The following is a 12,891-nucleotide window of genomic DNA, read 5'->3' as shown; positions in this document are numbered from 1 at the left end:
CTTCACACGCGCTGTGTCCCGCGGTCGCATGGCCTGGTACGACATACGACCAATTACTGCCTTTCACGGCCAGTTAAGTCCGTGGCGACTACGAGTGGCATCCTGCCATGACCGGAACTCCACGCACTAGTCCGCCGGGCATCACAAGCGGATGACGGGCTTAACCACGGGTTGAGCCGGGCCGGAGCGGCCGGATTCGCCTATGGCGGGGGCGGTGGCGGGGGTGGGGGCGCGGTGGCGCGAAAGGGTTGCGGGGAAAACACTGCGTCCCCCTGCCGGTCCATGGGCAGGGGGACGCGTCGTTCAGGTGGTCAGGTCACTTGTTTCTGCACATTACGACACCCTTGGCGATGCCCTTGAATGCGCCGGTCATCATACCGATGGCGACTCCTTCAGGTCCGCTTAGGGCGCCCACGAGACCACCCTTGACGATGCTGACGCCGATTTTCTCGGCCATGCACTTGTCGTGGTCGTCGCTGTTGCTGGAGGCGGGAGCGGCCATGAGGGAGTTCGCCGCTGCCATCGTCCGGACGGTCTTCATCGCGGTGGCGGGGGTGCCGTTGCCCAGGGAGAAGGTCGGGGGCGAGATCGTGCCGGTGACGGTGTCGTCGGTGACGCCTTCGATGGTCTGGGTGACGGTGTTGCCGTCCACCGCGAGATTGACCTTGTGGGTGGCGCCGTTGGCGTCCGTGACGGTGCCGGGCTGCACCGTCGCGATCGTGCTGCCGTCGGCGGCGTTGACCTGGACACCGCCCTTGTAGGCAGTCAGCTTGCCACCTTCGGGCACGTCCACGGTGGCCTTGGCGGTCTTCGCGATAGCAGCGGGCTTGACGTCGTCGCTGCCGGTGCCGGTGCCGGGCGGGGTCGTGCTGGTGTGGGCGACGTACATAGTGGAGCCGGCCGCCGAGTTGATGACGGGAACGGTCACGCTCGCGTCGGCGGTCCACGGCTGGTTGTCGGTGTCGAAGGTCCACGTGCCGGTGACCTTCTTGCCGACGGCCGCGAAGTCGACCCAACCGTAGTTCTTGGCCGGGACGTCGATCGCGATGCCGTTCACGGTGCTCTCGTCGGACTGGTAGGTCTGCGTCGCGGTGAGCTGACTGCTGATCATCGCCTGGACCGGGGTGGTGACACCGACGGAGGTCGACACGCCCGCGGAGTACGACTGTGCCCAGCCGGAGTGGTAGATCGTGGTGAAGACCTGCTTCATGCTGCCGCTGGTGTCGTTGTACCAGACCGACGAGGCGGGCTGACGCGGCAGGACTTCGGGCTGCCCTTCGGACTTCTGCGTCCACGAGCAGGTGGAGGTCTTCTTGGAGCACAGGTCGGCATAGAAGTCGAGGGCGAGCTTCCGCGCCTCGGCCGCCTTCGACGCGGGAACCGTCCATTCCTGGCTCGCGCTGCCGTTGCAGACGTTGGGCTGGGCGAGGATGCCCCACAGGTGGAGGCCGCCCCGGTTGTCCATGCACCACTCGGTGCCGCTGCGCTCGTCGCGGCGGACGATGCCGAACGTGTTGGGCTTGCCGTCGACGGGGCGGAAGTTCCACTGCTCGCCGTCCTTGCCACAGGACTGCTGAACGGCGGGCTGGGTGGCGTAGATGCACTTCCCGGAGGAGGTGCTGGCGATGTTGAACGTGCCGGGGGCGCCGAGCTTGATCAGGCGCCAGTTCCGGTAGTTGGTGCCGTCGGGGGTGACGGATATCTGGTTTCCGTCGTTGTTGCCTGTCGCGTTGAGGGTGCCGTCGGTGTTGGTGAACGTCCAGGCATCGGAGTCCGCGGCCTGCGCCGGGGCGGCGGTGGCGATGACGCCGGAGGTGAGCATGAGCAGGGCGAGAATCGGAGCCGTTAAGAGGCGTCTGACGCCCTTGGGGTGCCTATGTCTACGCATGTGACCTTCCGTGGTGAGTCCGTGAACCGTCAGTCGTCATTCCGTGAGTTTGTACGAGCCGATGAAATCGGACTGAAATACGGGAGTTCACTAGGAAGTGGGCCCAGCTGCCGGGGCAGGCCACCGCGCTCGCGCCCGAGCCACGCCCGCATTGGGCAATGAAATGGTAAAAGCGGCTGGTAGTGTCGTTGATCTGCCGATTCGACCTGCCTGAAGGACTTTGCATGACCATGCCCGCTCCGCCCGGCGACCAGAATCCTGTGGATCCTGTAGGCCAGGGGCCGGCCGGCCAGAATCCGTGGGGCCCCCGCCCGGCGGGCCCCGTCCCCTCGTACTGGCCGCCGTACCCGATACCGGTGCCGCAGCCACGCAACGGCATGGGCGTCACGGCCCTCGTCCTCGGCGTCACCGGCGTGGTCCTCGGCCTGTCCGTCATCCTGTTCTGGGTGTCCTGGCTGCCGGCCCTGCTGGCCGTGGTCTTCGGCTTCGTCGGACTGAGCTACGCGCGCAAGGGGCTGGCGACCAACAAGGCGATGGCACTGGCCGGGGTGATCCTGGGCGCGGCCGGTCTCCTGATCTCGGCCGGCGTCGGTGTGTTCTTCGCGGTGGTGGTGAAAGAGGTCGCCGACGACGCTCGTGCGAAGGACGAGAGGGTGAAGGCGTCGGCCGCCGCGGAGGAGGAGAAGGAGAAGGCGCGGGAGAAGGCCAGGCACCTGTCCTTCGGCCAGTCGTACACATTCGAGAACGGCTTGAAGGTCACAGTGGCCAAGCCGCAGCCGTTCACCCCGGACGACTATGCACACGGCCACGCGAAGGGGAACAAGGCCGTCGAGGTGACGGTCACCGTCGTCAACACCAGCACCAAGCGGCTCCCGGTCGAGACAGGGCTGCCCAATGTCAACGACGCCAACGGGGCCTCCACGGAGCTGGTGATCGACGGAAGCGGACGCCAGAAGGTCATCACCGGCTACGTCCTGCCCGGCAAGGAAGCCGTCGGCAAGTACGCCTTCTCGCTGCCGCCCGACGCGGCCGACAAGGCCGAGGTCGAGTTCAGCCCTGATGCCAAGCGGTGGCCGGACGCCTACTGGTCCGGCCCCACCTCTCCCTGACCACCCGGTCGAGAGGTGAGCCGGGCCGGACCGGCCGGATTCGCCTACGGTGGGGGGCGGCAGTGAAGCGGGGGCGCAGTGGCGCAAAAGGGTTGCGGGGGCGGCATGGCAGACGGTAAAGGCGGCGGGAGCATAGGGAGCCGGGAGCCGGGAGCCGGGAGCCGGGAGCCGGGCAGACCGGGTGAACCGGGCGATCTGCGCGTTCCGGTGGGGCCGGACGCCCGGCGGTGGCGGACGTTCCAGGGCGAACGGATCCTGGTCGCGGCGGCCCGTACCGTCACCTCCACCGTCCGGTTGCTGGACACCCTCCCCGCGCTGTGCCGCTCCGACCCGCGCGTCGACGTCGTCTTCGCCTTCGACCCCACCTCCGCCTTCAACGACGGCGTCCACGACCTCCTCCAGGCAGCGGGCGTCCGGGTCATGCCCTGGGGGCAGCTGGCCCGGACGGAGTGCCATCTCGTCGTCTCCGCCAGCGAGAACATCGATCTGACCCCCGTCCCCGCCGACTGCCCCGTCCTCGTCCTGCCGCACGGCGTCGGCTTCCACAAGTTGGTCCCGGACGCGCGCGGCACCGGCCGGCGGCTGTCGGGGGTCATGGACGACGAGCGCGCCTGGCACGCCGTCTCCCACCCCGACCAGATCACGCAACTCGCCGAGCACCACCCCGGACCGGCGGCCCGCGCCCGGCTGGTCGGGGACCCCTGTCACGACCAGCTCACGGCGTCCCGGCCGCTGCGCGACCGCTACCGCGCGGCGCTGGGGGTCCGGGACGGACAGCGGCTGGTGCTGCTGAGCTCCACCTGGGGTCCGCAGTCCCTGCTGGGCACCGACCCCGGGCTGCCCGCCCGGCTGACGGCCGAGCTCTCCCCCGACGACCACCGCGTCGCCGCGGTCGCCCACCCCAACGTCTGGTCCGCGCACGGCTCCTGGCAGGTCCGCCAGGTCCAGGCGGCGGCCCTGGACGCCGGGCTGCTGCTCGTCCCGCCGCAGCGCGGCTGGCAGGCCGCGCTCGTCGCGGCGGACGTCCTCGTCGGCGACCACGGCTCGGTGACCTTCTACGGCGCGGCGCTCGGCACGCCGCTGCTGTTCGCCGCGTTCGGCGAGGAGTCGGTGCCGGGGACGCCGATGGCGGAGCTGGGACGCGTCGTGCCGCGCCTCGACCCCCACGCACCGCTCGCCCCGCAACTGGAACGGGCCGTGGCCGAGCACGACGCCGAACGCGTGGTCAAGGTGGCGTCGGGCGCCTTCGTCGAGCCCGGGCGGGCGCTGGAGCGCCTGCGGTCGCTGATCTACAGCCTTTTGGCGCTCCCCGAGCCCGCCCTCGCCGGGCCCCCGCCTCTGTACGCGGCGCCCGAGCCCCGGACCGAGGGCCGGGAGGTGACGGCGCTGTGGGTCAGCGCGAGCGTGACCGCCGACGGCGCGGTGGAGGTGACCCGGCTGCCGGTCGTGACCGGGGGCGTCGAACCCGTCGAGGACGATGACGTGTTCGTCCACCTGGCGTGCGACGAGCGCGAGCGGGATCTGCGGCTGCTGGGCAGTGCGTCCGTGCTCACGTCCGACAGCGGGCACGGGTCGGTCACGGCGGCCGCGGCCCGGGCCCGCGAGACGCTCGCCCGGTGGCCGGGGTGCCGGCTGGCGACGGCGGGCTTTCCGGGTGGCTGCGTGACCGCGCTGCGGGACGGGCGGGTGGTGGAGTCCCGGGCGACCGGCCCCGTGAGCGAGCCGGGGCTTCATGCGGCCGTCGTGTACGGGCTGTTGCGGGCCGGGAGGGAGCCGGGTGGGGTGGTCGCGTTGCGGGTCGGGGTGCGGGAGGAGGACGTGGTGATTACCCCCTGGTCCCCGCCCTAACCCTTTCCCCTGCGGATCGTTGTCGTAGATATGACGGTACGACGCAGCCTCTGGCGGCATCCGGGCTTCGTCCGGTACTGGAGCGCGAACGCCGTCGACCTCGTGGGCAGCGGAGTCACGCAGGTGGCACTTCCGCTGATCGCGGTGGTGGCGCTCCACGCCTCCGTCTGGCAGGTCGCGCTGCTGTCGTGCGCGCAGAAACTCCCACCCTTGCTGGTGTCGCTCCCCGCCGGGGTACTCGCGGACCGGCACCGCAAGCGTCCCGTGATGGTGGGCGCGGCGCTGGCCAGTGGTGCCGCGTTCCTCGTCGTCCCGCTCGCCGATGCCTCGGGCCGGCTGTCCCTGGGGCTGCTGTACGGGGTGGCGATGGTGAGCGCGGTGTCGGAGGTGTTCAGCTCCACCGCCCGTATCAGCTTCCTTCCCTCCCTGTTGTCCCGTTCGCGGCTGCTGGAGGCCAACTCCAAGCTGAGCGGTGTCAATTCCCTGGCCGAAAGCGCCGGCTCCCAGCTCGGCGGCACCTTGGTCACCACCCTCGGCGCCACCCATGCCATCTATCTGGACGTCGCCTCCTACCTGGCCTGCGCCCTCCTCCTCACGCGCATCCGCGCCCACGAAGCGGCCGCCGCCCGGCCCGCGAGGAGCACGACCTTCCGGGCCGAGATGGCCGAGGGCATGCGCTATGTGTGGTCCCATCCCACGATCCGGCCGTTGGTGCTCGCCGCCACCGCGTACGTCGCCGTCACGGCTTTCCTCAACACGCTGTGGTCCGTTTACTTGCTGCGCCAACTGCACTATTCGAGTGCGGCACTGGGCACGACGCTCAGCGTGGGCGCGCTCGGCGGGTTGTGCGGCGCGCTCGTCGTCCGCCCGGTGGTCGCGCGCTACGGACCGGTGCGCGTGATGCTCACCTCCCTGGCCCTGGCCCCGTTCACCGAGGTGCCGCTCCTGTTCGCCATGCCCGGCCTCCCCTGGCAAGTGGCCGTCGATGTGGGGATGTTCGTGCAGTTGGGGTGTGCCGTCGTCCAGGGCTCCACCCAGCGCACCGTCCGTCAGGCCGTCTGCGACCCCGCGCTACAGGGCCGCATGCTCGCCACGAGCCGTTGGGTCATCTACGGCTCCCAGCCGGTGGCCGCACTCCTCGCCGGTGCCGTCGGGACCTGGCTCGGGCTGTGGAACGGCCTGGCCGTCGGCACCCTCGCCCTGGCCGTCCCGTTCCTCGTACTGCGCTCTTCCTCGCTCCCCGAGGTGCCCGAAATGCCCGAGGGCACCGCCGCCCCGAAGAAACCCGTCGGGCACGTGTGCCCGCAGAAGGAAAGTGATGCCGCATGAGCCCTGGAGGACTTCCGGGCCAGTCCCGTCAGTCCCGTCCCGTCGGACGGTACGTTCCCGCCAGGGGGATCTACACGGAGTCGGCACGCCTTCAGCGGCTCGGCTGGCTTCGCTCCATCACCCGGCTGGGGCTGGACTCCTTGCAGCACACACAGCTCGACGCCGGCAAACTCACCGGGAACGTCGAAGGATTCGTCGGCGCCGTCGAGATCCCGGTCGGTGTGGCCGGGCCCTTGCTGTTCCGCGGGGAGAACGTCCAGGGCGAGGTCTATGCCCCCATGGCGACCACGGAGGGCGCCCTCGTGTCGTCGGCGACGCGGGGAGCCCTGGCCGTCACCATGGCGGGTGGCGTCAGCACCCGCGCCGTCTCACAGGCGATGACGCGCGCACCCGTTTTCGCGTTTTCCCGGCTGTCGGCCGCCGGCCGTTTCGCCTCGGCGATTCCCCAGCACCTCGGCGACCTCCGCACGGCCGTCCGGCAAGTCTCCAACCATGCCGAACTCGTCTCGATCGAACCCGTGGTGCTGGGCAGGACCGTTCACCTGAGATTCAGGTACACCACCGGTGACGCGGCAGGACAGAACATGACCACCGCCTGTACCTGGCATGCCTGTCAGTGGATTCTGGAGCAGCGGCATCTGGTCGGGGACGGGGAACTCGAATCGTTCATCGTCGAGGGGAACACCTCGGGCGACAAGAAGGCATCGTCCCAGGCCATGGGGGAAGGCCGTGGAATCAGGGTGTCCGCCGACTGCCTCCTGCCAGGGGGCATTGTCGAGCGGGTCCTCAAGACCACCCCCGACGAACTGGTCAGGGGCTATCAGCACATCGCGGCCGGGGCTGTGCACAGCGGAGTGCTGGGCTCGAACGCGAACACCGCCAACATGGTGGCGGCCATTTTCACCGCGACGGGCCAGGACATCGCCTGCGTTCACGAGTCGAGCGTGGGACAGTTCATCCTCGAACGGACGCCGGACGGCGTCTACGCGAGCATGACCCTCCCCGGTCTGGCGGTCGGCACGGTCGGCGGCGGCACCCACCTCCCCACGCAGCACGAACTCCTGGAATCGATGGGCTGTACGGGCCGGGGAAGCGCGGCCCGGCTGGCGGAAATCATCGCCGGCTTCGCACTGGCCCTGGACCTCTCGACGGTCTCGGCAGCCGTCTCCGGGCAGTTCGCCAGCGCTCATGAACGCCTCGGGCGCAACAGGCCTGTGCGCTGGTTCCAGCTCGACGAGCTGGACGCCCAGTTCTTCGAGTCGGCGCTGGGCCATTCCGCAATGCCGGGCGTCAAGGTCACCGGTGTCGAGACCGTCCACATTCCCATGGGGCCCAGCGTCCTGTCGGAGCTGACGTCGCGGACGGTGAAGAAAGCCGTCGGGCTCTTTCCGATGCAGCTGAGGGTCGACCACGACGACGCGGAGCAGAAGCTCGACGTCATGGTCAAGGTCAAGCCCACCGACCGGGAGGTCATCAAGATGGCCGGGCTGGCAGCCGCCCTGTGCGGAGGCCCGGTGGCGACCCACTACCGCAGATTCGACCAACGCCTCGGATTCGTGGGATGCGATGTACGGGAACTGGCCCTGTACGAGCAGACCGACACCCGCTTCACCAGCCTGGTGCCGAAGCAGTACCGGACCTACCGCGATGACCGGCGAGAGGCGTATGTCATCGTCATGGAGTGTCTCGGCGGCATGGCGCGGATGGACACGTCGGATCAGGCGCTCGGCTGGTCACGCCGGCATCTCGAAATCGCCCTGCGCGACCTCGGGCAACTCCACTCCGTCTGGTACGGCAAGGAATCGGCGCTCCGCCGGATGCCATGGATCGGGCACGTTCCCAACGCCGGTGACATGGTGGAGATGAGGGACCTGTGGCTGGCCCTGGCCGACCACTCGGCGCAGGAGTTCCCCGAAGTCGTCGACGGACACCACCACGACCGGCTGGTTTCCTTTATCGGGACCATCGACCGCTGGTGGCCGCGGATCGAGGCGATGCCGAGGACCCTCGCGCACAACGATTTCAATCCCCGCAACCTCGCCATCCGGGCGGACGGAAGGCTGTGCGCCTACGACTGGGAACTCGCCACCCTGCACATTCCCCAGCACGACCTGGCGGAACTGCTCTGCACCGCCCTGGAACCCGCTGACATCAATGCCACGACGGTCGAGGAGCTTTCGGAAGTCCACCGGCGGTCGCTCGAGACGCATGCCCGGACCGTCATCGACAGGGACCGGTGGAAAACCGGGTACCGCCTCGCCCTCAGGGATCTGGCAGTCAACCGCTTCGGGCTCTACTTCGTGGCGCACACCGTTCGTCACTACGGCTTTCTCGAGCAGTGGTGGCGGAACCTCTGGGCCTTGATCGATCTGGCGGAAGCCAAAGCGGCCGGCGAAATCTCATAACACTGTCCATCTCGTCGGACCGTAACTCCGGTCACGCTGTCGCGTTGAGCCACGTGGGTGAGAGCCGGAAGCAGTGCTTCACCTCTCATCGTGCCGTATCCATCGAAAAGACAAGGCTGACCAGTGGGTTCTCTGAAGCGATTCGCAGTTCTGTCCGGCGTGGCCGTGGCCGTCCTGGCCTCCCCCGCCTGCATCGGGGCCGCGAGCGCCGACACGATCGACCTGGGGGCGGGCGGTCTGCTGTCCAACGTCGGAAGCAGGAACGCGGCGACGCACTCCAACCAGTGCGGCTCCAGCAGGGTCGGTCTCCTCAGCGACCGTACCTGTGTGGCCCGGTACGACTCCCACCACCGCCACAACGACAACCGTCAGGTGACCGGTCCGAGCGGCGGCCTGCTCTCCAACATCGACTCCCGCAACGCCTCCGGATTCAGTAACAACTGCGGGACGGACACCGTGGGAATCCTCAACCACACCACCTGCGTCACCGAAGAGAAGTAGGGCACACAGGCGGGCTTGCCGCACCCGGGACCGAGGGCCTTGCCCCCGGTCCCGGGAAGGGACGGGATCAGGACAGAGCCGACAGCCGTTCCCGAAGCTCCTCCGCCCTCGGGCCGCCCCCGGCGTCCAGCAGTTCGACGGCCCGCGCGAGGTGCGGCCGCGCACCCGCCCCGTCCCCAGCACGCTCCAGCAGCCCTGCCAGTTCCTCCCGTACCTCCGCCTCGTAATACGCGGCCCGCGTCTTCCGCAGCATCTCGGCCGCCCGGCCCAACGCCTCCGCGTTCTCCGCGAGCCGCCCCACGGCTGCCAGGGCGCGCCCCGCCATCCGTACGTCGCCGAGCGCGCTCAGCTGCTCGTACGCCTCCGTGAGGGCCGCGAGGCCCGCCTCGTGGTGGCCGGAGGCGGCGAGGGCGCCGCCCAGGAAGAGGCGGGCCAGGGCGGCGCCGCGCGGCTCGTCCGCCGCGAGGTTGAGGGCGAGGGAGTCCTCGTAGACCCGCACGGCGCGGGCGGGGTCGAAGCGGTCCCAGTAGCGGCCGGAGAACTCCCGGACGGACGCGCGGAGCACCGGGTGCCCCGAGGCATCGGCGAGGGCCACGGCGGCCTCCAGTTCCGCGCGGGCGCGGTCGTGTTGGCCCGTGTCCATCAGCGGGCGGGAGAGGAGGCTGCGCAGCCGGGCCTCGGCGGCGGTGTCGCCGGTACGGGCGGCGGCCGCGGCGCCGAGGGTGCCGGACTCGATCCAGTCGGCGAGGTGGCGGTGGTGGAGGTAGAGGGCGGTGAGGGACTCCGCGAGCTGCCAGACCCGGCGGTCCAGGCCGTGTTCGGCGGCGGCCCGCAGCACGGCCAGCGCGTCGGCGCGTTCGGCCTCCAGCCAGTCGAGGGCTGCGGCGCGGGCGTCCGGACCGGCGAACGGGTCGTCGTGGCCGGTCAGCAGCTCGTCGTGGTCGGTGAGGCGGAGCCGGGTACCCATCACGGCACGGTCGGCGAAGGCGGCGCGGACGGTGTAGTGGTCGACGATCCGGCGCAGGGCCGCCTCCCGTTCGGCCGCCGACTCGTCGGCCTCGGCCAGGTCGCGGGCGTGGCGCCGGACGAGGTCGTGGAGCCGGTGGCGGTCGGGCACGGTGTCCTCGTCGGGCACGGTGTCCTCCAGGAGGCTGGCCGTTTCCAGGACGTCGAGGAGCCGCCGCGCGGTGGCGGCGTCGCTGCCGTCGGCCGCGGCGGCGGTCTCCGCGTCGAAGCCGTGGCCGGGCAGCAGGCCGAGGCGCCGGTAGAGGCGCAGGGCGTCGGCGGGCAGGTCGCGGCAGGCGGCGCCGAGGAGCACGGACATGCCGTTCGCGGAGTCCAGGGACAGGGCGTCGAGTCCGCCGCTCTCCTTCTCCAGCTCGGCGACGAGCGCCGCGATGGTGAGCCGGCGGTGGGTCAGCAGCCGGGCGGCGGCGAGGTGCAGGGCGACGGGCAGGCCGCCGCAGCCCGCGACGAGCCGGGCGGCCGCCTCGGGTTCGGCGGCCACCCGTTTCGCGCCGCAGAGGTCCGCGAGGAGCCGGGCGCCGCTCTTGGCGCTGAGGGGTTCGAGGGGCAGTAAGCGGGCGCCGTCGAGGACCAGTTCGCCCAGGCGGCGGCCGCTGGTGGCGAGTACGGCGCTGCCGGGCGCGGCGGGGAGGAACGTGCTGACGTGGGCGGGGTGCGTGACGTTGTCCAGGACGACCAGGACACCGCGCTTCGCGGTGCGGGTGCGGTAGAGACCGGCCAGCTCGCCGAGGGACGTGGGGAGATAGCGGTCGTCCGTGCCGAGGCTGCGCAGCAGGCCGGTGAGCGCGGCGGAGACGTCGGCGCCGCCGCCCGTCGGGCCGCGCAGCTCGGCGAAGTCGACGTAGAGCTCGCCGCCGGGGTACCGGCCGCGGGTGTCCTCCACCCAGCGCCGTGCGGTGTTCCTCTTGCCGACGCCCGGTAATCCGGTGAGCAGGGCGATCCGGGGCGGTCCGCCCGCGTCCGGGTCCAGCCAGCCGCTGAGGCCGGCCAGGTCGTCGGTGCGGTTGACGAACCAGGGTGTACTCGGCGGCACTTGGTGCGGGTCCGGGACCGGGGGCGGCTCGGGTGCCTGGTGGTACGTCACGTCGCGGGCCTGGATGACGGTCTTCGCGCGGCCCGCGAAGTGATTGTTCGTCTCACCGGCCAATGTTGAAGTCCCTGCCCTGGTAGAGGTGGGTGGCGTGGCCGCCGGAGAAGGTGTTGTTGACCGTACTGTTGTCCACGGACACGCGTACGGCCTCGGCCTGCTCGGCCCACCGGCGGTACTCCTCGGCGAACGCGGTGTCCTGGTAGACCCGCCCGAAGATCAACGCGGCCAGCGACTGGACCTGCTGCTCGTCGCCCGGGTCGAGCGGCAGTACCGCCGTGCCCGTCTCGTCCTCGCCGGCGGGGCCCCGGCCGAACGCGCGGCGGGCCAGCTGCACCAGTGATCCCCAGACCTGGCGCCCCGCCTCCGTACCGACGGATCCCGCGGCGGCGGTGACCGCGCTCGTGATCGCCCCCAACGACACCGGATCAACCATCAGTCGACTCCCCCCTCGTGGGCCGGCGGACCGGACGTCCGCCCGTCCGCGACAGGCTACCGCCCACCTCCGACAGTCACGCCCCAAGTGCCCGGGGTCACTGTGCGGCGTCCCGGTGAATCCTGTCGCGTCGGCGACTCACCCCTCGCGCCTCCGCCGTAGGACGATGACACGCTCACCTCGTACGTGTCCCCCGCGCACCCGGCCCCCGCGGCCGTGCGCACACCAGGGAGGAACCGCTCATGGACAGACCCGGATCCAGACCGTTCGCCATACGCGGCGCCGTGGCGCTGCTGTCCGGCCTGATGGCGGTGGCGGCGTCCGTCGCCCTGCCGGGCCCGGCGCTGGCGGCGGGCGCCCCGCACGCCGGGCATCGCGCGTCGGCCGCGTCGGCCGACGCCTACTGGACGCCCGCGCGGATGCGGGCCGCCCTCCCCGCCGTGGCCGACGTCAAGCGGCAGGACGCGCCGGCCCCGGCCGCCGAGCCCGTGCCGCCCAGCCACCCCTTCGACGGACTGCCGCAGGTGGGGACGTTCTTCTGGACGGACGGGCACAACACCGGCCGGTTCTGCGGCGGTACGGTCGTCCGCAGCCCGCACCGCGACCTCGTGGTCAGCGCCGCCCACTGCCTGCGCTCGCCGGACCCGAAGAAGCAGTTCTCGTTCGTGCCGCAGTACCACGACGGCCTCAAGCCGCACGGCGTCTTCCCGGTCGAGGAGATCTACCTCGACCAGCGCTACTACGACCTGGGCACGAACGGCGGGGCGCGCTGGGACTACGCGGTGGTGCGGCTGGGCGACCGGGCGGACGGCACCCCGGTCCAGCGGGCCGTCGGCGGCTTCGGCCTGGGCATCCGGCCGGGGTACTCCCACGACGTGGTGCGGCTGATCGGCTACCCGGGCAACAGCGACGCCGTCTACCCCAAGCCGCTCGACTGCACCTCCTCCACGCACCGCTACACCAGTACGGATCCGGCCGCTCCCGGCGACTTCCTGGAGATCGCCTGCGCGGGGTACGTCGGCGGCACGTCGGGCGGGCCGTTCCTGGTGCGCGGCGAGGGCGGGTACGAGGTGATCGGTGTCATCGGCGGGTATCACACCGGCGGTGACACCCCCGACATCTCCTACAGCTCCTACTTCGGCGACGATTTGGTCGACCTGTACTCGGACGCGGTCGAGGGTGCGGCACCGCCGGGTGGGTACCTAAGCGATCCAGTCGCCGCAGGTCGGTGGGGGCTGGTCGCGCCCACGCGGCGGTAGCCG

General features: G+C 70.8%; 9 protein-coding genes. 6 read left to right on the top strand and 3 right to left on the bottom strand.

The window, feature by feature from the left end; all coding sequences use genetic code 11:
- Nucleotides 1–316: 316 nt before the first annotated feature.
- Nucleotides 317–1,822: an RICIN domain-containing protein gene (locus RM609_RS09730; RefSeq protein ID WP_311609605.1), complete on the bottom strand. Its 1,506-nt coding sequence runs from the start codon at nucleotides 1,820–1,822 to the stop codon at nucleotides 317–319.
- 290 nt (nucleotides 1,823–2,112) lie between these two features.
- On the opposite strand from RM609_RS09730, the gene RM609_RS09725 reads away from it, so the two are divergent.
- From RM609_RS09725 to RM609_RS09705, 5 genes are all read left to right on the top strand, one after another.
- On the top strand, nucleotides 2,113–2,997 hold the full coding sequence (locus RM609_RS09725; RefSeq protein ID WP_311609604.1) for a DUF4190 domain-containing protein: 885 nt from the start codon (nucleotides 2,113–2,115) through the stop codon (nucleotides 2,995–2,997).
- A gap of 105 nt (nucleotides 2,998–3,102) precedes the next feature.
- On the top strand, nucleotides 3,103–4,845 hold the full coding sequence (locus RM609_RS09720; protein ID WP_311609603.1) for a CDP-glycerol glycerophosphotransferase family protein: 1,743 nt from the start codon (nucleotides 3,103–3,105) through the stop codon (nucleotides 4,843–4,845).
- Between the two features lie 30 nt (nucleotides 4,846–4,875).
- On the top strand, nucleotides 4,876–6,174 hold the full coding sequence (locus RM609_RS09715) for an MFS transporter (protein WP_311609601.1): 1,299 nt from the start codon (nucleotides 4,876–4,878) through the stop codon (nucleotides 6,172–6,174).
- A complete protein-coding gene (locus RM609_RS09710; RefSeq protein WP_311609599.1) occupies nucleotides 6,171–8,579 on the top strand; it encodes a hydroxymethylglutaryl-coenzyme A reductase family protein in 2,409 nt (802 codons plus the stop codon). The genes RM609_RS09715 and RM609_RS09710 overlap by 4 nt, the downstream gene beginning before the upstream one ends.
- Before the next feature lie 123 nt (nucleotides 8,580–8,702).
- Nucleotides 8,703–9,080 (top strand): hypothetical protein, encoded by a 378-nt coding sequence (locus tag RM609_RS09705; RefSeq protein WP_311609598.1) that lies wholly within the window; start codon nucleotides 8,703–8,705, stop codon nucleotides 9,078–9,080.
- A 67-nt stretch (nucleotides 9,081–9,147) separates the two neighbouring features.
- Here the strand turns inward: RM609_RS09705 and RM609_RS09700 are convergent, their stop codons facing one another.
- Together RM609_RS09700 and RM609_RS09695 are read right to left on the bottom strand one after the other, a co-directional pair.
- Nucleotides 9,148–11,253, bottom strand: coding sequence for a hypothetical protein (locus tag RM609_RS09700; RefSeq protein WP_311609597.1), 2,106 nt, complete (start codon nucleotides 11,251–11,253; stop codon nucleotides 9,148–9,150).
- Complete coding sequence (locus tag RM609_RS09695) at nucleotides 11,243–11,629, bottom strand: hypothetical protein (protein WP_311609595.1); 387 nt, start codon at nucleotides 11,627–11,629, stop codon at nucleotides 11,243–11,245. Before RM609_RS09695 ends, RM609_RS09700 begins: the two co-directional genes overlap by 11 nt.
- A 242-nt stretch (nucleotides 11,630–11,871) precedes the next feature.
- Between RM609_RS09695 and RM609_RS09690 the strand changes: the two genes are divergently transcribed.
- Nucleotides 11,872–12,888, top strand: coding sequence for a trypsin-like serine peptidase (locus RM609_RS09690; RefSeq protein WP_311609593.1), 1,017 nt, complete (start codon nucleotides 11,872–11,874; stop codon nucleotides 12,886–12,888).
- Nucleotides 12,889–12,891: the final 3 nt, after the last annotated feature.

Source organism: Streptomyces hesseae (assembly GCF_031845785.1).
Lineage (GTDB): Bacteria > Actinomycetota > Actinomycetes > Streptomycetales > Streptomycetaceae > Streptomyces > Streptomyces hesseae.
This window is presented reverse-complemented; position numbering and strand designations above follow the sequence as displayed.